The 17,433-nt window shown below is 45.2% G+C and carries 24 protein-coding genes; 5 read left to right on the top strand and 19 right to left on the bottom strand.

From position 1 onward, the window contains the following. Nucleotides 1-417: 417 nt before the first annotated feature. From ligA to QUA00_RS04755, 3 genes are all read right to left on the bottom strand, one after another. Complete coding sequence (gene ligA, locus QUA00_RS04765) at nucleotides 418-2,568, bottom strand: NAD-dependent DNA ligase LigA (RefSeq protein ID WP_333408851.1); 2,151 nt, start codon at nucleotides 2,566-2,568, stop codon at nucleotides 418-420. Nucleotides 2,569-2,744: 176 nt separating this feature from the next. Further along, on the bottom strand, nucleotides 2,745-3,809 hold the full coding sequence (locus tag QUA00_RS04760) for a vWA domain-containing protein (protein ID WP_333143868.1): 1,065 nt from the start codon (nucleotides 3,807-3,809) through the stop codon (nucleotides 2,745-2,747). Nucleotides 3,810-3,946: 137 nt separating this feature from the next. After that, nucleotides 3,947-4,927 (bottom strand): Npun_R2479 family HD domain-containing metalloprotein, encoded by a 981-nt coding sequence (locus QUA00_RS04755; protein WP_333143869.1) that lies wholly within the window; start codon nucleotides 4,925-4,927, stop codon nucleotides 3,947-3,949. 286 nt (nucleotides 4,928-5,213) lie between these two features. Here QUA00_RS04755 and QUA00_RS04750 point away from each other — a divergent pair, with 286 nt between their 5' ends. Continuing rightward, a complete protein-coding gene (locus QUA00_RS04750; RefSeq protein WP_333143870.1) occupies nucleotides 5,214-6,953 on the top strand; it encodes an alpha/beta hydrolase in 1,740 nt (579 codons plus the stop codon). Between the two features lie 153 nt (nucleotides 6,954-7,106). Here QUA00_RS04750 and QUA00_RS04745 read toward each other — a convergent pair whose 3' ends face one another. The 4 genes from QUA00_RS04745 to QUA00_RS04730 are packed head-to-tail and all read right to left on the bottom strand — an operon-like array spanning nucleotide 7,107 to nucleotide 8,935. Continuing rightward, nucleotides 7,107-7,487, bottom strand: a complete 381-nt coding sequence (locus tag QUA00_RS04745) for a zinc ribbon domain-containing protein (RefSeq protein WP_333408857.1) — start codon at nucleotides 7,485-7,487, stop codon at nucleotides 7,107-7,109. Nucleotides 7,488-7,513: 26 nt separating this feature from the next. Continuing rightward, nucleotides 7,514-7,765, bottom strand: a complete 252-nt coding sequence (locus tag QUA00_RS04740) for a transposase (protein ID WP_333310775.1) — start codon at nucleotides 7,763-7,765, stop codon at nucleotides 7,514-7,516. Between the two features lie 10 nt (nucleotides 7,766-7,775). Further along, nucleotides 7,776-8,279, bottom strand: coding sequence for a hypothetical protein (locus QUA00_RS04735; protein WP_333148394.1), 504 nt, complete (start codon nucleotides 8,277-8,279; stop codon nucleotides 7,776-7,778). A gap of 2 nt (nucleotides 8,280-8,281) precedes the next feature. Further along, complete coding sequence (locus QUA00_RS04730) at nucleotides 8,282-8,935, bottom strand: IS607 family transposase (protein WP_333148391.1); 654 nt, start codon at nucleotides 8,933-8,935, stop codon at nucleotides 8,282-8,284. 256 nt (nucleotides 8,936-9,191) lie between these two features. Between QUA00_RS04730 and psbA the strand changes: the two genes are divergently transcribed. Beyond that, nucleotides 9,192-10,274, top strand: a complete 1,083-nt coding sequence (gene psbA, locus QUA00_RS04725) for a photosystem II q(b) protein (protein WP_333070606.1) — start codon at nucleotides 9,192-9,194, stop codon at nucleotides 10,272-10,274. A 226-nt stretch (nucleotides 10,275-10,500) separates the two neighbouring features. Here psbA and QUA00_RS04720 read toward each other — a convergent pair whose 3' ends face one another. Together QUA00_RS04720 and QUA00_RS04715 are read right to left on the bottom strand one after the other, a co-directional pair. Continuing rightward, on the bottom strand, nucleotides 10,501-11,055 hold the full coding sequence (locus tag QUA00_RS04720) for a GNAT family N-acetyltransferase (RefSeq protein WP_333146865.1): 555 nt from the start codon (nucleotides 11,053-11,055) through the stop codon (nucleotides 10,501-10,503). A gap of 73 nt (nucleotides 11,056-11,128) precedes the next feature. Beyond that, on the bottom strand, nucleotides 11,129-11,251 hold the full coding sequence (locus tag QUA00_RS04715; RefSeq protein ID WP_333146867.1) for a hypothetical protein: 123 nt from the start codon (nucleotides 11,249-11,251) through the stop codon (nucleotides 11,129-11,131). An 82-nt stretch (nucleotides 11,252-11,333) separates the two neighbouring features. Here QUA00_RS04715 and QUA00_RS04710 point away from each other — a divergent pair, with 82 nt between their 5' ends. Next, on the top strand, nucleotides 11,334-11,798 hold the full coding sequence (locus tag QUA00_RS04710) for a GUN4 domain-containing protein (RefSeq protein WP_333146869.1): 465 nt from the start codon (nucleotides 11,334-11,336) through the stop codon (nucleotides 11,796-11,798). Between the two features lie 275 nt (nucleotides 11,799-12,073). Further along, entirely contained in the window at nucleotides 12,074-12,223 is a 150-nt protein-coding gene (locus QUA00_RS04705; RefSeq protein ID WP_333146913.1) for a class II glutamine amidotransferase, read from the top strand. A 7-nt stretch (nucleotides 12,224-12,230) separates the two neighbouring features. On the opposite strand, the gene QUA00_RS04700 is transcribed toward QUA00_RS04705, so the two are convergent. From QUA00_RS04700 to QUA00_RS04665, 8 genes are all read right to left on the bottom strand, one after another. Further along, nucleotides 12,231-12,362: an element excision factor XisI family protein gene (locus QUA00_RS04700; RefSeq protein WP_333301085.1), complete on the bottom strand. Its 132-nt coding sequence runs from the start codon at nucleotides 12,360-12,362 to the stop codon at nucleotides 12,231-12,233. Nucleotides 12,363-12,625: 263 nt separating this feature from the next. Then, on the bottom strand, nucleotides 12,626-13,483 hold the full coding sequence (locus QUA00_RS04695; protein WP_333408850.1) for a hypothetical protein: 858 nt from the start codon (nucleotides 13,481-13,483) through the stop codon (nucleotides 12,626-12,628). Between the two features lie 178 nt (nucleotides 13,484-13,661). Next, nucleotides 13,662-14,051 carry a hypothetical protein gene (locus QUA00_RS04690; RefSeq protein WP_333206884.1) on the bottom strand — a complete coding sequence of 130 codons (390 nt, stop codon included), beginning with the start codon at nucleotides 14,049-14,051 and terminating at the stop codon, nucleotides 13,662-13,664. Beyond that, the gene (locus tag QUA00_RS04685; protein ID WP_333206885.1) at nucleotides 14,048-14,617 is read right to left on the bottom strand and encodes a hypothetical protein; all 570 of its coding nucleotides are present in this window, start codon (nucleotides 14,615-14,617) and stop codon (nucleotides 14,048-14,050) included. Before QUA00_RS04685 ends, QUA00_RS04690 begins: the two co-directional genes overlap by 4 nt. Before the next feature lie 134 nt (nucleotides 14,618-14,751). Further along, the gene (locus QUA00_RS04680) at nucleotides 14,752-15,000 is read right to left on the bottom strand and encodes a DUF4926 domain-containing protein (protein WP_333408849.1); all 249 of its coding nucleotides are present in this window, start codon (nucleotides 14,998-15,000) and stop codon (nucleotides 14,752-14,754) included. Further along, nucleotides 14,997-15,371: a type II toxin-antitoxin system RelE/ParE family toxin gene (locus QUA00_RS04675; protein ID WP_333408848.1), complete on the bottom strand. Its 375-nt coding sequence runs from the start codon at nucleotides 15,369-15,371 to the stop codon at nucleotides 14,997-14,999. Before QUA00_RS04675 ends, QUA00_RS04680 begins: the two co-directional genes overlap by 4 nt. After that, nucleotides 15,361-15,645, bottom strand: coding sequence for a hypothetical protein (locus tag QUA00_RS04670; RefSeq protein ID WP_333408847.1), 285 nt, complete (start codon nucleotides 15,643-15,645; stop codon nucleotides 15,361-15,363). Before QUA00_RS04670 ends, QUA00_RS04675 begins: the two co-directional genes overlap by 11 nt. A gap of 144 nt (nucleotides 15,646-15,789) precedes the next feature. Then, nucleotides 15,790-16,038, bottom strand: coding sequence for a DUF4926 domain-containing protein (locus tag QUA00_RS04665; RefSeq protein ID WP_333408846.1), 249 nt, complete (start codon nucleotides 16,036-16,038; stop codon nucleotides 15,790-15,792). 143 nt (nucleotides 16,039-16,181) lie between these two features. Between QUA00_RS04665 and QUA00_RS04660 the strand changes: the two genes are divergently transcribed. Beyond that, on the top strand, nucleotides 16,182-16,568 hold the full coding sequence (locus QUA00_RS04660) for a hypothetical protein (protein ID WP_333408845.1): 387 nt from the start codon (nucleotides 16,182-16,184) through the stop codon (nucleotides 16,566-16,568). A gap of 12 nt (nucleotides 16,569-16,580) precedes the next feature. Here QUA00_RS04660 and QUA00_RS04655 read toward each other — a convergent pair whose 3' ends face one another. Together QUA00_RS04655 and QUA00_RS04650 are read right to left on the bottom strand one after the other, a co-directional pair. Beyond that, nucleotides 16,581-16,931, bottom strand: coding sequence for a DUF5615 family PIN-like protein (locus tag QUA00_RS04655; protein ID WP_106332322.1), 351 nt, complete (start codon nucleotides 16,929-16,931; stop codon nucleotides 16,581-16,583). Continuing rightward, entirely contained in the window at nucleotides 16,928-17,251 is a 324-nt protein-coding gene (locus tag QUA00_RS04650; RefSeq protein ID WP_333146884.1) for a DUF433 domain-containing protein, read from the bottom strand. Before QUA00_RS04650 ends, QUA00_RS04655 begins: the two co-directional genes overlap by 4 nt. Nucleotides 17,252-17,433 lie beyond the last annotated feature (182 nt).

The raw sequence follows: 17,433 nt of genomic DNA, 5'->3' as shown, positions 1-17,433 counted from the left end.
CGACAACCGATTGGCGCAGCACCGCCGGGGAAGTATGTACATTCACCAAGGGGGGTCGCGATTTCTATGCCTTTTGAGGTATTGCCCAAGTCGCGTTAGCAGAGCCCTCGAAGAGGATCGGCTATTTTGCACCTAGGGCAATAGAATTGTTGGCGATGTTCTTGGAAAACGGCTGATACCAATTTAATGTGAAGTTGTAAATATCTCGATCCCCCTAAATGCCCCTTATTAAGGGGAGTAGGGGTTGACTTTGAGAAGAATCTTGTCCCCCCCTCCGGCGGGGGGTTAGGGGGGATCGGATTCTACGGGGCCTCATAAAAAATTGGTATGAAGTGAATCAGCTTTTTTTTGAACCGCAGAGGGCGCAGAGGGCGCAGAGAAAGAGAAAAGAGAGAGATATTGACTGTCACCAATCATTTATGGTTTCGATAGCAGTTCTAATAACTCTGATTCCGAAAGTAGTTCGATTCCCAAAGATTGAGCCTTTTCCAACTTAGAACCCGCCTCTTCTCCCACAACCACATAATCAGTTTTAGCACTCACAGAACTTGTGACTTTACCTCCTGCTTTTTGAATCAAATCTTTAGCTTCATCTCGTTTCAAAGTGGGCAAAGTTCCGGTAAGCACAAAGCTTTTGCCTGCCAGTTGTAAATTTGTGCTGGCTAAATTGGGATTTTTTACTTCTGACTGCAATTGCAATCCCGCAGTTTTCAACCGTGCAATTAAACTTTGATTTGCCGGAACTCGAAACCACTGATAAACAGCTTGAGCAATTTCCGGCCCGATGCCGTAAACGCCCTCAATCGATGCCGCCGATACCCCTGCTAACTCTTCTACATTTGCAAACCTTTCTGTCAGCAATTGAGCATTCACGCTGCCGACGTGGCGGATGCCCAAGCCGTAAAGTACGCGCGAATAAGGTTGATTTTTGGATTGGGCGATCGCACTTACCAACTTTTCTGCTAACTTCTTACCCATGCGTTCCAAACTCATCAATCTTTCCGCTGTCAAATCGTACAAATCCGCCGCAGAATGCACCAGATTGCTATCAACCATTTGCTGCACCAACTTTTCGCCAACACCGTTAATATCCAGAGCATCCCGGCTGCAAAAATGAATCAGCGAACCCCTCAAAATTGCCGGACAAGATGTATTGATGCAGCGAGTAACGGCCTCCCCCTTTTCCCGAACCACAGGCTGTTCGCATTCGGGACAGCAACTAGGCATTTGAAAAAGTTGAGCATTTTGGGGGCGAAGTTCCGGCAAAACTCGCACAACTTCTGGTATAATTTCCCCAGCTTTTCTGACAATCACAGTATCGCCAATATGGAGATTTAGGTCGGAAAGTCGATCGCTATTATGGAGAGAAGCCCGCGAAACCGTCGTCCCCGCCAACTGCACCGGTTTGAGTTCCGCTACAGGAGTCAGAGCCCCGGTTCTCCCTACTTGTACGGTGACAGCTTCTACTATTGTAGGGACTTCCGCCGCGGGATACTTCAGGGCGATCGCCCAACGCGGAAACCTCTGAGTAAAACCCAATTGTTTTTGCAGCAAAACCGAATTAATCTTAACAACAACCCCATCCGTCATGTAAGGCAAATTCCGCCGCTCAGTATCCCAATATTCGTAATACTCCCGAACCTCATCCAAAGAATAGCAAATTTTGCGATTGGGATTCACCTTAAACCCCATTCGTCGCAACAATTCCAACGATTCCCACTGCGTGTTACCCTCGTTACCTTGATCTAAATGCAGAGTATAAGCAAAGAAATCTAATTTGCGCTTATCCACAATTTTAGAATCCAACTGCCGCAGCGTACCCGCCGCAGCATTGCGAGGATTAGCAAACAATTGTTCCCCTGCTTTTTCCCGTTCCCGATTAATTTCCTCAAACACAGCTAAAGACAAAAAAGCCTCTCCCCGCACTTCCACAACAGGCGGCGGATTATCTAAATTGATCTTCAGAGGAATCGAGCGAATAGTTTTAACATTTTGAGTAATTTCCTCTCCGGCGATGCCGTCTCCCCGCGTCGCACCGCGAACTAAAACTCCATTTTCATAGGTTAACGCTAAAGCAGAACCGTCAATTTTTAACTCGCAAACATAGGAAACCCCCCCCAACCCCCCCTTGCTAAGGGGGGGAGTAATTTCCCTATTTTCCTTATTGCTAATGGAAGATGTTATTCCCTCTTGTCCCCCCCCTTGATAAGGGGGGGTTAGGGGGGGTGCATTTCCTTCTTGACCGGGGGTTAGGGAAGGTGCTACCCTTTGCCAGCGTTCCTGCCATTTAGCAAATTCCTCAAAATTAAAAGCATTTTCCAAACTGTAGAGAGGAATATTGTGTTTGACGCTAAAAAATTGAGTAGCAGGCTGTTCTCCCACGCGCTGAGTCGGACTTTCCGCAATAATTAATTCAGGATAATCTGATTCTAATTCTTGCAACTGGCGATAAAGTCGATCGTACACCTCATCTGGCATAATCGGCGCATCGAGAACATAATAAGCATAGCTAGCTTCCTGTAGCTGCTGCCTCAACTGTTGAATTTGCTGCTGGATTTCGGGTTGCATATTAATTTGAAAATGTATATTTTTTAACCGCAGATGTATAGGATAAACACAGATCGTATAGTCATCGACGCACCAAATATTTGTCGGGTGCTTATGGCGGATATTACCTTACTTATAGCGGATTTTACCACGCTCTGGGTCACTCTGCGGTTGTAGTTTGGAGATTTAAGATGCGATTAACGATCCCAATCTTCAACTTCATAAAGGAAACGACTTCCACCCATCAGCTTGCGATTAGCCGAGGTACTTTGCACAAAAACCGCATACTTTTCTAGATTGCTCGGTTTGATGCGGACAGTCTCGCCCATTGGCAAACCCAACATTTCTCGCGCCGCTTCTCCTTCAAACAAATCCCCTGTAGAACGTTCCATCAGTACAATTTCTTTCTTACCTTGGATAGTTTCTGTTTTAGTAAACTCATAAAATCCGCGCCCCGTTTTAAAAGCCAAACCATTCTCTAAAACAAAAGCTTTAATTGAAATCTCGCTGTCTACTTCAAGAATCTGAAATCTCCCCGGTTTTACGGCTCGCACTTCTGCTGATTCGTAAACAGCCACGTCTTCCCGCTTTAGCATGGTATCAAACATCTTGTTTAATCCGCGACTCATGCGACCTTGACTGACAACTTCTTGTTCGTAAGCTTGTAGTTGTTCGTTAGATGACTGTTGGTAACAAACTGCTAAAAATAAATCTGTAATGTAAGAAAATTGGTCAAGATTGAGGTGAAAACCGCCAGATTTTTCGGCTAGTTCTTTGTAGAATAAACTGGCGTGTGGACAGTTGAGAGCTTGGATGCCGTAAACGGTAATTCCCATCTGTGCTAACTTATCTAATTCATGACGCCAGTTAAGTTTTTGAGGAGTTTGAGCGGGTGCGTGCGGGATGTCGTCGCCAATTAGTACCAAGGTTTTGGAATTAGTTGGAGTCCAAGAAAGTGACTGAGCTTCGTGCAAGACTAATTCATAACATTCTGGAGCATCGCCGCCGCCAGTTGGCTCTACATTTTGAACAAAATTGCAAATTGTGCCGACATCGCCTGACAAATCGAGGTGTTTAGTTACGTATGTGCTGTCAGCATCGCAATAGTCTCCGTGGGCAATAATGCCAATCCGAATGCCAGGAATTTCATCGAGCAATCTCGTTACCGTCTCTTTGATTTTCCGACGAACTTGTGTCAAACAAGGGTACATACTGCCAGTTGTATCAAAGCTAAAAACGACTTCAATATTTTTGGTTTCCATGACCGCACTCTTCCTAATAAACAACTAATTTTTAGCTCTACTATAGCTGACAGAAAAGGAAGCCCCACTAAAACATTCATCTTTTTTTAATTATGAATCGTCTTTATAGCTGCCTAATTCAGCGCGTAAATTATCTATCACAAATTTAAGTCGGGAAAATCCCCAAATGGCTTGTTTTCTCCGGGCAACACGGAAGGTTGAATATAATCACCATCTTTTTCGCCGTTTAATTTGCGATTGGCGGGGAATTTGGTGAATTCTTGAGCGTTATGCTTGAAAGCGAGCGGTTCAGCGTGTTCTACCTGAAATACGTTGGCGTAGAGGTTGGCAATAATTTGTTTGCCTCCCTGGGTCAATTCCAAGTAGTTCAAAGCTGCAGGAATGTAGGGAAAAACTCCATTCCAATAAAACTTGGCGTAATTTTGCCGCAAATCTCCCGGAGACTTGTAGCCCAAGATTTTATTAGTGCCGACTTCCTCAAATTCGTAGAACAGGGCACTTATTTTTCGCAGGTAATTTGGATCGCTCAACTGACCGATCAAATCAGCGGCCCTAGCGAGTCCAGAATAATTATTTCGGTCTTGATGAGTTTCGCTAGCCGGAACTGGGAAGCGCGTCAATTCAATATTGCGCTTGATTTGTTCGGCATCAATTAATGTGTGGCCCCCGAAGCGTTCGTCAATTACGAGTTTTCCTCGATCGACATGATAAGGAGTTAAACTGGCAGAAGTTGCGCCGATCGGCACAGAAACCATGCCCCCGTCAATACCCGTAGCATATAGTCCCACAGCTTCTTGGTCTTGGCGGCAAACACCTTTGACGTAGCCGATATCGTGACACAGCAGCGAGATCAGGTAGTGCAGCCAATCTTCCGGCGACACTCCCCCTTCGCGAATATGTTTGCCGCGGAGAATCTCTTGTCCCACCAAAGCCACGAGCATTGTGTGTTCCACATTGTGGTAAAGAGCATCGCAGTTAGCGATATTTTCCAGAGCCATAGTCCCTGCCCAGGCGATAATTTCAGGGTAGTCAGGCTTGTACTTGCCGTAGGTGCGACGGTAGCCGGCCTGCAACTCTTGCACAAAAGCGTCAATCAGGATAGCAGTTGCATTGAACATCATAAATTCTCCCACTCAGGCTGTAGTTACAAACTCGATCGAAAATATCTTGCATAGCTGAAAAAATAATCAATGGGCATTCCAGTAGGTTTGACCCCTGGGTGTTGAATTTTAAATTTCAGCTAGTCTTGTCAGGTCAGAAAATTGCTTTTTTGGCTATGCTTCCCAAGATAACCTAATTTCCGAAGCATCCCAAGCAACAGATCGATTTTTTGGCATTAAATGTTGGCGAAACAATTTACATCATTTCACCGACTAATTATTAGAAGTCCTAGGTGTGAAAGTTATGAACAGTCTGTTTTCGAGCCTCTCCACTGCTGCCCTTCGCACTCGGCGGTCGATCGCCCCAAAATACCTAGGATTGTGTGCATTCACGGCTGTTTGCACCGCCGCACCGGCAATGGGTGCCGAGCGAATTTACGTAACTTACGGGCCACTAGAAGAATCAGTTCCCATCGAATCCCTGGCACTGTTCGCCAAAGAAGGCAAAATAGACTCAAACTTGGACGGCTTCGCTCAGTACGCCAAAGAATCTCAGCTAGCTGAGATTCGCAGCGCCCTGCAAGCGAAAGCTGAAATCAGCCCCGTGACGATCGCCCAATTTCTCTACACGCCTCAAGGAGAAGTGCTGCTGAAACGGTTGGGCCGAGTAATTCAAACCAAAGCTCGGCAGCCTGGATTTTATGCCATCCGAGCCGCCCTGATTTTAGCAGCCTCAGATCCCGAAGGCCTGACAATTCTCAACGTGCTGCGGAAATTCCCCACCTATGGCATCAGGATTGACATCGCCCGTGGCTTAGGTATCGCCAACGAGCTCACATCGCTGATCAACCGTTCCAATCAGACGATCGCTGGAGTCGCTCAATTGTCCGAAGCACAAGCAGCCTCTGAACCCGCCATACCGCCCGCCGCCATGCTGCAGCCCCAGCTACCGGGCCCCTATACTTGGAAAAAATCATCGGTAACTTTGACGAGTCCAAATCGCGTTAGCGAAGCCCTCGAAGAGGAGCGCACGTTTGATATGGACATTTACCTGCCGCAGCGGAGCCCGCAACCGGCCCCAGTAGTAGTAATTTCCCACGGTTTAGGTTCCGATCGCCTTTCCTTTCAATATTTAGCCAAACACCTAGCCTCCTACGGCTTTGCCGTCGCCGTCCCCGAACACCCCGGCAGCAACGCCCAACAAATCCAAGACTTAGTAACAGGCAGAGCCAATCAAGTAGCAGAACCAGCAGAATTTGTCAACCGCCCCCTCGACATCAAAGACCTGCTCGATTATTTAACCAAACTTTCTACAACCGATCCGACCTACCAAGGGCAGCTCGACTTGCAGCGAGTCGGCGTCATCGGCCAGTCTTTCGGTGGCTATACGGCTTTAGCATTAGCCGGGGCAGGGATTAATTTTGCACAGCTAGACAAAGATTGCGGACTCGAAAACGATACTTGGAACCTCTCCCTACTGTTGCAGTGCCGCGCCCGCGGCCTAGAGCGCAACCAGTACAATTTCGACGACCCGCGCATCAAAGCTGTGATCGCCGTCAACCCGATCGTCAGCAGCATTCTCGGAGAAACAAACCTCAGCAAAATCCAAATCCCAGTCATGCTAATCGCAGGCAGCGCCGATACCGTCGCCCCCGCTTTGCTCGAACAAATTCAACCGTTCACTTGGCTGACATCGCCCAACAAATATCTCGTACTGATGAACAATGGGACTCACTTCTCAACGATCGAGGAATCCCCTCAAAGCCTCTTTCTGCCACCACCACAGGCGATCGGGCCCGAACCAGCTTTAGCCCGCCGCTACCTCAGCGGACTCAGCCTAGCTTTCATGGAATGCTATTTGAACAACAAATCCAATTTCCGCCCGTATCTGGAGCCATCCTACGCTTTAAGCATCTCCAGAGACACCCTCGGACTGAGAATTTTGCGATCACTAACCCCGCAGCAACTCCAGCAGTTCAGGATTTCTCCACCTCCTCGCATCCCGGCCTCTCCACCTGCGATCGCTCCTGTTTCTGCTTTGTAAAACTTACCTAAACTTTTCTAAACCCATTTTTAGACACAATTCGGAGTTTACTTCCTACGCTGTTGGGTAGACGGCTAATCCCAAGATAAGTAGGCTACCCCCCTGGCTGCCGAGGGTTCCCAATTCAAAATGTTGAGGCTGGCGTTAAAATCCCTATCTTAAAGATATGCCACAAGCAGGACAATCAAAAGTCCGAATGCTTAGTGGCATATCTTTTTTAGTGCCACAATTAGAGCAAGTTTTAGTGCTGGGGAATAATTGGTCTACCAGCACTAAATTTGCCCCATACATTTTGCACGCCATATCAAGTTGGCGTTTGAATTCGTAAAATCCTAGATCCGATATTGCCTCAGCCAGCTTGTGATTCGCCATCATGCCCTTAACGTTCAAACTTTCAATCTTGATTAGCTTGAAAGTTGGGACGGTGGGAGTTGTTAGCTTAGGATCGCGAATTAAATAACTTACAATTTTAATTGTTATTGTGGGATGGGCGTCCCGCCCGTCGTTTTTGGACGGGCGGGACGCCCATCCCACTTTCAAGAGTGGAAGTTATTTAATTCTCATTCCTTATGAAGTAAATCTAAACGAATACGAGCTATCCGTGCGTGAAGTCGGCTAATTTTATTGTAGGTTTTGCGCTGATTTTGGGAGCCTCTTACCTGTTTTGAGGCTGGGCGTTGCAAGGTAGCAAGCTTGGTTTTCGCTTGTTTTAACGGCTTCGGCGCATCAAAGACCTGTTGGTTTGACAGGGTGGCAAAAGAATTAATGCCTACATCGATTCCTACAGACCTTTCAGATTGTTGAACTGGCAAACGTTCGGCATCAACGCAAAAGGAAAGAAACCAACGACTTCCTTCTTTTGAAATCGTAATAGTTTGAGACACGTAACCGAATTAAGCGGGCTTCGTAGAGCCGAAAATTTCCCAAGGTAGGAATTTTGATAGTGCTGCCAGCGTTTAGTAAAACTTTGCCGTTAGACGAATCAACCGTAAAAGATTGACCGTCCCGGCGACTAGCAAATTTCGGATGACCTGCCTTCCCAGAGCGATACCTACTAAAATCATCTTTCAAGTTAATCAAAGCATTTTGATAAACTCGACTATACAACTGATTCATCCAACCAAATTCAGGCTGTTTCTTGACGTGGTTGGTAAGAACTTTTTTAACTTCGTTAAGTACCTTTGAGTCTGTGAATTGCCCCTCGCCGTACATTTGAGTTCGCAAGCTCAACCCCATGTTAAACACTACACGTCGGAATCCTGCGTGTTTTGGCATCAAAGTCGCTTCTAGGTTATTTAGTTTTAGCGATCGCTTGATCCCAAACATAGTTAAACTTCTTTGGAGTTGCTGGCCTGATCAAGTATAGCGGAATCCGCACAAGGATCTATACCTTCTATAATATTTTTAACTTTTGCTTTGTATTTCCGCAGTCCGTAAAGGCGGGAAGAAAAACAATGGATTATTGAAAGCAAGTCTTGAGTCAATTCTTCATACGGTGAAAGGCTTTCCGCGTTGGCGACAATAACCGTCCCACCATTCCACTGTAAGATTTGCTCGACGAGTTCAAAACCAAATCGGCACAGCCGATCTTTGTGGGCGACATACAGCACCCTGACTTCGCCCAGTATCGCCCATTGTACGATTTGCAAAAACTTAGGACGCTTGAAGTTGAGTCCACCCCCAACTTCCTGAATGGAATCCGTGATAGCAACGCCTTGCGCCAAGCAGAATTGTTCCATAGCCTGTACTTGACGAAGCAAGTCTTGTTTTTGCCCAGTGGAGGAAACTCGACAATATACGATAACTCTACTGGGTGGCGTTTTACCAGTCTTCAGGTTGCGGGCTGTATTAAGGTGACTTTCTGAATAAAGGCGCTGGTTTCCCAATGTCCTGTCAGGGATTAACTTGCCTTCACTTTCCCAGCGCCGTAACGTAGAGCCTGAGACTCCCACTAATTTTCCAAATTCTGCCACTTTCCACATAAAACTTCCTCTCGCCGATGAATTACGGATAAGTTTAGCAAACTATTGGGTACTTAAGTTTTGCTATTTCTCTGTTTCGCGCGGGGGCGATGGCGTCGGGCCCCGCAAGTTACGGCCATCTTTCTCCTTTCATCAGCTTTCCTAATCACAGTCATCAGTTTAACTGTCGCTAAACCCCTTTACAAACCTTAACGATAGGCGTAATAATATAAACATCATCCGAACATTGACAACCAAATACAGCAATCATAAAACCATGACAACAACCTTACAGCAGCGCGAAAGCGCCAACGTCTGGGAACGCTTCTGCGAGTGGGTCACAAGCACCGACAACCGCATTTATGTAGGTTGGTTCGGAGTCTTGATGATTCCTACCTTGCTCAGCGCCACCATCTGCTACATCATCGCCTTCATCGCTGCCCCTCCAGTGGACATCGACGGCATCCGCGAACCAGTAGCAGGTTCCTTGATGTACGGTAACAACATCATCACAGGTGCAGTTGTTCCTTCATCTAACGCCATTGGCTTACACTTCTACCCAATCTGGGAAGCAGCTTCCCTCGATGAGTGGTTGTACAACGGCGGCCCTTACCAATTGGTAATTTTCCACTTCTTGATCGGTGTATTTTGCTACATGGGTCGTGAATGGGAATTGTCCTACCGCTTAGGTATGCGTCCTTGGATCTGCGTCGCTTACTCTGCACCAGTTGCAGCAGCAACCGCAGTATTCTTGATCTACCCAATTGGACAAGGTTCGTTCTCTGACGGTATGCCTTTGGGTATCTCCGGTACATTCAACTTCATGATCGTGTTCCAAGCTGAGCACAACATCCTGATGCACCCCTTCCACATGTTGGGAGTTGCTGGTGTCTTCGGTGGTTCTTTGTTCTCCGCCATGCACGGTTCTTTGGTAACATCTTCCTTGGTTCGTGAAACAACCGAAACCGAATCGCAAAACTACGGTTACAAATTCGGTCAAGAAGAAGAAACCTACAACATCGTTGCAGCCCACGGCTACTTCGGTCGTTTGATTTTCCAATACGCTTCTTTCAACAACAGCCGTTCTTTGCACTTCTTGTTAGGTGCATGGCCAGTAGTCGGCATCTGGTTTACCGCTTTGGGTATCTCCACGATGGCTTTCAACTTGAACGGTTTCAACTTCAACCAATCGATTATCGACTCGCAAGGTCGCGTTATCAATACTTGGGCTGATGTGATCAACCGCGCTAACTTGGGTATGGAAGTAATGCACGAGCGCAATGCTCACAACTTCCCGCTTGACTTGGCTGCTAGTGAAGTCACTCCAGTAGCTTTGGTTGCTCCTTCTATCAATGGCTAAGTTTTAGTCTGAGATTGACAAAAAGCGCTCCTAGAAATAGGGGCGCTTTTTGTTTGGGGAAAAAAGATTTTTACTGCGGGGAGGGGAAGTATCACAACCGCCAAGGGAGTTATAGCGAGGTTATTTGAGATGGCAATTCGCGGAGATAACAGTTCCCTCGCTTTTGGTAATTCCTGTTAGGCTGGATTAATGTCTGCTTCTGCTTGGAGACTCACTCATGATAAATTCAAGTTTCTTTAAACATCACAAAACATTCATAATTTTCTAAATCGAGAAATCGGTCAATTTGCAAAGTTCCTATTTGTTCAAATCCCTGTTTTTGGTGAAACATTAGGGAACGAGTATTAGCTATTGGCTGGGTAACAATAAACAGCGAAATAAATGAATTTGGAAAAAGTTGATAAATTTCTTTATACATAAATTGAGCAACACCTCTACCCATCCAATTTAACTTGGTTGCTACTCTTTCGAGATAAAAATGCCGATCGCTTGTGACTCTTTTCTTAAAAACCTCATCTTTCCAGATAATTTTATCCAAGATTTCATCAGATATTTTGGGTTGTGATATAGCCACAAATCCTAGAATTTCCCCATCGGTTTTAGCTGACACAAAATATCTGCCTGAATTATTTAAGCTTTGGACAATCTCATCTTCAGTAATTTGTGTTAGCAAAAAGCCGCGCTCGATCGACGTATTTTGACGGCGCGCATGAGAATTGTGAATATTGACGATCGCCTGTATGTCCTCTCGATCGGCTTCTCTAAAAGTTAGATATTCCATTGCATAGTGTGTAAGAACTCGCACAAGGAGCTTTAAGCCCCTTGCTAGATGAGTAGAATTCTACCGCAGAACCCTAACTGCCGGGGCTCTGGGCCACATCGCGAGCATTTTCTTCAAACGCAGCCGTCAGCGCATCATCACCGCTTAAACCCGATGCGATCGCAATTTTTTCAGGATGGGCATCGGCGTCAGCCAAAACGTTGACTAAATCGGCAGCGTTGAGCTCAGGAGAGGCTTCTAGGAGTTCTGCTTACAATATAAAACCAATCATAAAATTAATGACCGCAACTGACTACACTCAACTTCATCACTTCCTGACTCGGAAAGATTGGAAAGATGCCGACATTGAAACCAGACAACTAATGCTGCAAATTGCCGGGGCCGATTCCAGACAAGATCGCCTACTCACAGCCAACGACATTCAAAATTTTCCATGTTCCGAGTTAAAAAAGATAGATCAGCTCTGGGTTAAAGCGAGTGGTGGACGTTTCGGATTTAGTGCGATCTCAAATCTCTATCAAGCAGTGGATGAGGATTATTTTGTTCTGGCCGATCGAGTCGGTTGGCGTAGTGAAAAAGATTGGATCGATTACAAGAAAATTAATTATACTATTGATGCTCCTGTTGGGCATTTACCGATAACGTGGCTGGTTCCTACTTCATTTTGGATGTACTGGAATGCTCGCTTTGCTAGTGCTGGATGGAGGTTAATTCTCAAGCGAATAGCTGAATGTAAATTGTAAAATTGGCTTTTAGTCTATCCTTTCCAGTTCCTATCGACTATAAATTATTCGGAATGCTATTAACTACAGCATTTTTGGGCGCTACCGTATTACGAACTCTGGGCGGTGACTTGACAAATCCTGTTTGTGAAGATTTGGTGGCTAAATTGGGGGATTAACCACAATAACTCTAATTTTAAAGATTTTAAAAATCCAATAAATTATCTAAACAGGTATTAGAAGCTAGTTATAAATTTACAGGAAAAGACGCAGCAACAGTTGAAAAAGTAGATTTTCTGGAGCTGACAAATGAGGACGATCGCGTGGCTGTTATTGCCACTTTTCCCCTGACTGATAACGAAGTTTGGACGCAAATTAAACCGGTAGAATTGCTGGTATTTCAGGAGGGTTTGCCTGTCTATTCGGAACCGCTGGAGTTAAGTTAAATGAGCGCTACGAAGCGGCTGCAAAATCGGTGTATTGCCGCATTCCCGGTTCGTGAAATGCCAACACGATATCTTCCTTGGGAACCCCTGCGCGCACCAAATCCGTTGCAATCCCATCTTCTGTCCAGTCTTCCTCGATCCAGAATTTGCGATCGCGAATCCGAACGTAAACAGCCCATCGATTTTCTATTTTAGATTGAATAATAGGAGAATAAATGACCGTTTTGTTCGTCGGTAATTAAGAATGTTTCGAGGTCGGATTGAGGAGGGCGGTAAAATTATAGATACTCGGTTAAAATATGCTCTATTACTTTGGGATACTCAGTTAGTTTATCCATTGCACTATTTTCTATACTATCGATCGACCTTTTTTGCCATCGCACTGCGCGAATTGCGATCGCCTCAAATCCCTGATTCAGTAAAAGCTAGGTTCAAATCATCAATCAATCCCAATTGTTGGGCCCACTCTGTTAAGTAACCCCGATCCAAATTCTCAGATTGGACTTTCAGAATTCCCAAAATATCATTCCATTGTTTTTGAGACTGAGACTGTTGCCGCCAGAGCAGTTTTGCCAACACAATATCTTCAGGAGAAGCAACCCAAAATTGTTCTACACCAGCTTCGTCAAGCGCTTCTAATCGTCGTCTTGCCATTTTTGAGCGATCGAATTCAGTATTAGAATTCAGCACAATATCAGCGTTCAATACTAAAGTCATGTGAGTGACGCTCAACACCATCCCTCTACCCTCTTGAATATCTTTGACCGAACCCGGAGGGCAGTAAAAACCAGCCGTTTCTAGTGCTTCAACTAATTGAAAAATATTGTCCCGGAGCAATTCAATTACTAAATCTAAATCGCGTGTTGTTCTAGGGTCGCCATAGACAGAAGCGGCAACGCCTCCTGTAATATAATAAGAGACACCTAATGTTTCAAAAATTGGGTGCAACAGTCTAGCAATTTCGCTGGGGTCTTGCGTCCACATAGAGGGCTCACTGGTGGGGGTTAAAATTGGCAACCACTTGCTACCTAATATCGATCGAGCAAATCGCTCTTTGTAGGTTGAGGGACAAGCTTTTTTCATCCCGCGCAAGCTAACACTTTTTGCCCAACGATTTAATTTTGCCCCCATTTGCCACCGTTGGGAATTGGTGAGTTGCCGCAGTAGGTAAAAATCAATTGCATCAGCTTCAGGAGTTTTATCATCCGACTGGGGACGGTATCCAGGTTTGATGGATATTTTCGGTATGGATTGAATCATTTTGCTTGTTGATTTCCCTAATTCTATACATCATATCAGTTAACAACGCTCACTTTAGTTCTGTCTGCACTTGTGGGCGATCGCAAATAACTTCCAGGTAGCGTGGCAACTGCTACAATGTTTCCCAACAAATCGAAGAACTCAAGGCCATAACCTGTTTCTAGTCCCTCGACGAGTGCTATTGATTTACCACTCCTCGCAGTTCCTTAATGTCGATGTGGATTCCTTGACGTTTCAGATATTGGCTCAAGTTAATCTGGATGAATAAATCTTTGAGCTCTTCAGCAATCTCTGCCGGGGGATTGCCAGATAACGCAGTTGCAATTAGACGTTCTGCCATTCGTAATTCGCCACATTCAATCGCTAAAGATGCTGCGCTGCGGTGAAGCACAGAACGAGTGGGTTCAGCATCAAGGGCGCTAGCGATTAAGGCTGCGGCCTGAGTTTCTTGTTCAAAGGCTTGGCGCGTCAATTGTGCAGCCAACTCCAACGCACCTCTTAAGCTGGCGACTGCCGCTGCTTCGGCTAAATCCATTGCTTGTTTGTGGAGCGATTGAATCTGGCTCATTGGAGTACGGTTCCTTCAGGATTTTGCTTGGCACTAATAATAGAAATCGGTCGGCTGAACTCTACTACAATGATATACGCTGGCAAGCCTTGTGCGTCTGAGGCGCGGGTTTGTTCAGTTTTCAGCTTGACTCTAGTATTGATTTGACTTTGATTGCCTTTGCGAATTCCAGAAACCTCTAGCCGAGCCATTCGCTCAAATGGCAGTGTGGTAGCTGAATTTTGACTTCCTAACCAATAGTCAAATCCAGTTCCTTTGCGAGAGCGTTCAATGACTGTGAGATTTGTTAATTGCAAAATTAACAGGAATGCGATTCCATAAGCAGCCTGCTCGGTAGTATATTCTTCGTCATTCCAACATCGTCGGGTTTGCTCGGTGACTGGCTGCCAATCTAACTTAAATGTGGCAGAAAATTCTCCCTCAACTTTAAGTGTTACTCCTGGTTGGTGAGCTTCATCGGTTAGACAAATCGCACCTGCTTCTGCGATCGCGGCTCCAAAGGCAGGTGTAATCGCAGGGAGTCCCTGGCTAAGGCTTTGTAAGTTTAAGATTTGAATCTGGCTCAAAGCGACGTTGCTCTATGGAAAGTAGATGTTCAATTTTACTCTCAGTTGCGACAATTTGAGTCGATCGCCACTATTTTTAGACGATCGCCTTCCTCGACTTGGGGTCATCATCGCGATTGTACTATTTCCTCTACTTACGCAGCAAAACTATTAACCAGTCTAACTGTAGGTCTGTCTGCACTTGTGGGCGATCGCAAATAACTTCCAGGTAGCGTCGCAACTGCTACAATGTTTCCCAACGGATCGAAGAACTCAACGCTATAACCTGTTTCTAGTTCCTCAACCTGATGCTGTTCCACAACCGTACCGATATCGCTGGCATAAAGTCCTTCTTCTGGAAGGTTGCACAGCAAGATGACATCTGAATAAAGTTGATAGTTCATAATTCTTCTGATTCGGGAAATTGTTGCTCGTATTGGACTAGAATTTCTCGAACTGTTTCGGCCGCGATGTCTGATAGGTCTGATTTAGAATAGATAGTCACCAAAACGATCGAATCGCTAGTTTTGAGGTAATAAATAGCACGGTAGCCCGCGCTTTTGCCTTTTTGAATGTCGCTGTTCTTAATTCTGACTTTGAAAATTTCGTACTCCATCCCCGGAATGCGATCGCCCGGAAGTTCCCCCGCTTGAAGTTGTTCGATTACAGGCTGAATGTCGTTTCGAATGTTGCGATAGCGTTTGGCTAAAGTTCGCAGGTCTCGTTGAAATCGGGGGGTAAGTTCAATTTGGATCGGTTGTCGCTCAATTGTCATCGATGCCATCCCACAGTTGAGACAAGGGGAGAGTTTGTCCGGTAATTGCCTCATGGAAGCCTTGCTGAATCCCTTCGATGACAGTTTCAGTGGGGTCATCATCGGGATCGATATCAGTGTTTTGACGAATTTTTTGTTGCAGTTCTTTGAAGCGTCCTTTATAGATCTCTTCCCATTTATCGGACTGCAAGAATTTGATGAAAGCTAAGACTTCTTGTTGCTGGTCTGGTGATAAGACCTTCACATTTTCCAAAATGGCTTGTTCGACGGTCATAATTATCCCTTTTTTTTGATTGCTATGCTACAATCTACTAACAACATTATATCAAACGGGTGGCTTGACAGCAATTCAGGGGTGAGTTCAATTAGATTAGTTTGGGATACTCAGTTAGTTTATCCATTGCACAATTGCCTCTACTTACGCAGCAAAACTATTAACCAGTCTAACTGTAGGTCTATCTGCACTTGTTGGCGATCGCAAATAACTTCCAGGTAGCGTGGCAACTGCTACAGTGTTTCCCAACAGATCGAAGAACTCAAGGCTATAACCTGTTTCTAGTCCCTCAACGTGATGCTGTTCTACAACCGTACCGATATCGCCGGCATAAAGTCCTTCTTCAGGAAAGTTGCATAGTAAGATGACATCTGAATAAAGTTGATAGTTCATATTGTCCTCTGTTAACTTGTTAATATGGAATCAACAGAATCAAACGGGGAAAATCTGGGTAATTTTTCTCATGGTTCCGATCGACTTTGGCATGATCATGATATTGTGGAATTAGGTTTTAAACTTCTAGAGAGTTTTTAGTTATGACAAAAATCAAAAAGCGACCAAACAATATTGGACTGTTGCTACTTGGTGGAGTGCTTGGGCTTCCCGCAGGAATAATTCTGTCAGCCTTTTTCCCAGAAGGTTCAGCAATGAGAGTTATTGCAGGGCTTGGGGGAATTGCAGCACCGCCCGTTGCAGTGTTGATGTACTCCAATAAAAAGTGGGCGGAATACGTGCAGCATATGCTAGCGGAATACGAGGTAACAAAGGAGCAACTTCGGAAAAATCCTGGCAGTGCTCAAGCTAGAGAAGCCATGCTTCAGACTGGAAGAGCTTACTATTCATGTATGAGAGAAGAAGGGGTGCCAACTATTTATGACGAGCAAGCAATCAACAACGATATGAAGGCCATACTCGGTACATGAAATAGCGCTGACTTAGAGAGGTAAATATGCAATACGATTAACCCAGTCTTCGGCTTCAGATGTTTGCCATATCTTGATTAGATGGTTGATTGCTTCGCCTATTGGGAAACTTTGTAACACAATAATCACTCCCGAACTGGTTTGAGTGGCAGCAAATTCAGCAAAATATCTTGGCATGGTTCTTTTGTCGTGAGAAACGAGAACTCTACCCTCTTGGGCTACAAAATTCAAGACTTCCAAATCAGTCAAACCAGTTAAATTTGATAAGTTTGATGTTTGAAAATCAAGAGTTGGTTCGCGCCTCACAATACCCATCACAATCGCTTGGTTCAAATCTGCATCTGCTTGAAAGCGAATTTTCATAACTGGCTGGTGCGATCGCTGTAGAGTTTTTGATAAAGTAAGGAGTTACTTTCCCTTGCTTGCTCTCTCAAGGTTTCAAATAGTTGTTCTCCCTCAAACAAATAAGCATCAATGGCTGGGCGGTTAGCAAGATAAAAAGAAATCCCGCCATAAACTTCTTCTAGTGTTAGCACGGGGAATGATTGAACGATACTTTCTGGGGATTGTCCCGCCAGGAAAGCATAGACAATTGAATCTAAAGAAACGCGCTTCCCAAGGATGCGGTAGCAACCATCTTGTTCTTCAACGTACTGTTTTGTCGTTAATATTGCTGCACTCATAGTTTACCTACTTTCACGATCATTACTCGTTCCCAGACAGAACCGATTGGTAAAAACTTAAGACAGAAATTCACAATAAATGTCGCTTTTAGGCAAAGTCTAGATCCCCCTAAATCCCCCTTAAGAAGGGGGACTTTGAGAGAAGGTTCTTGTCCCCCCCTTAGTAGGGGCGGTGCCCCCGT

This window comes from Microcoleus sp. T2B6, from assembly GCF_036700475.1.
In the GTDB taxonomy this organism is placed as follows: Bacteria; Cyanobacteriota; Cyanobacteriia; order Cyanobacteriales; family Microcoleaceae; genus Microcoleus.
The sequence above is the reverse complement of the archived record's forward strand: the minus strand, read 5'-3'. Positions and strand labels throughout refer to the sequence as shown.

What these genes read in the sequence shown, in the direction of transcription:
- ligA (WP_333408851.1), bottom strand. Translation starts at nt 2,568, where the DNA reads ATGCAACCCGAAATCCAGCAGCAAATTCAACAGTTGAGGCAGCAGCTA.
- QUA00_RS04760 (WP_333143868.1), bottom strand. Translation starts at nt 3,809, where the DNA reads ATGGAAACCAAAAATATTGAAGTCGTTTTTAGCTTTGATACAACTGGC.
- QUA00_RS04755 (WP_333143869.1), bottom strand. Translation starts at nt 4,927, where the DNA reads ATGTTCAATGCAACTGCTATCCTGATTGACGCTTTTGTGCAAGAGTTG.
- QUA00_RS04750 (WP_333143870.1), top strand. Translation starts at nt 5,214, where the DNA reads ATGAACAGTCTGTTTTCGAGCCTCTCCACTGCTGCCCTTCGCACTCGG.
- QUA00_RS04735 (WP_333148394.1), bottom strand. Translation starts at nt 8,279, where the DNA reads ATGTTTGGGATCAAGCGATCGCTAAAACTAAATAACCTAGAAGCGACT.
- QUA00_RS04730 (WP_333148391.1), bottom strand. Translation starts at nt 8,935, where the DNA reads ATGTGGAAAGTGGCAGAATTTGGAAAATTAGTGGGAGTCTCAGGCTCT.
- psbA (WP_333070606.1), top strand. Translation starts at nt 9,192, where the DNA reads ATGACAACAACCTTACAGCAGCGCGAAAGCGCCAACGTCTGGGAACGC.
- QUA00_RS04720 (WP_333146865.1), bottom strand. Translation starts at nt 11,055, where the DNA reads ATGGAATATCTAACTTTTAGAGAAGCCGATCGAGAGGACATACAGGCG.
- QUA00_RS04710 (WP_333146869.1), top strand. Translation starts at nt 11,334, where the DNA reads ATGACCGCAACTGACTACACTCAACTTCATCACTTCCTGACTCGGAAA.
- QUA00_RS04695 (WP_333408850.1), bottom strand. Translation starts at nt 13,483, where the DNA reads ATGATTCAATCCATACCGAAAATATCCATCAAACCTGGATACCGTCCC.
- QUA00_RS04690 (WP_333206884.1), bottom strand. Translation starts at nt 14,051, where the DNA reads ATGAGCCAGATTCAATCGCTCCACAAACAAGCAATGGATTTAGCCGAA.
- QUA00_RS04680 (WP_333408849.1), bottom strand. Translation starts at nt 15,000, where the DNA reads ATGAACTATCAACTTTATTCAGATGTCATCTTGCTGTGCAACCTTCCA.
- QUA00_RS04675 (WP_333408848.1), bottom strand. Translation starts at nt 15,371, where the DNA reads ATGACAATTGAGCGACAACCGATCCAAATTGAACTTACCCCCCGATTT.
- QUA00_RS04670 (WP_333408847.1), bottom strand. Translation starts at nt 15,645, where the DNA reads ATGACCGTCGAACAAGCCATTTTGGAAAATGTGAAGGTCTTATCACCA.
- QUA00_RS04665 (WP_333408846.1), bottom strand. Translation starts at nt 16,038, where the DNA reads ATGAACTATCAACTTTATTCAGATGTCATCTTACTATGCAACTTTCCT.
- QUA00_RS04660 (WP_333408845.1), top strand. Translation starts at nt 16,182, where the DNA reads ATGACAAAAATCAAAAAGCGACCAAACAATATTGGACTGTTGCTACTT.
- QUA00_RS04655 (WP_106332322.1), bottom strand. Translation starts at nt 16,931, where the DNA reads ATGAAAATTCGCTTTCAAGCAGATGCAGATTTGAACCAAGCGATTGTG.
- QUA00_RS04650 (WP_333146884.1), bottom strand. Translation starts at nt 17,251, where the DNA reads ATGAGTGCAGCAATATTAACGACAAAACAGTACGTTGAAGAACAAGAT.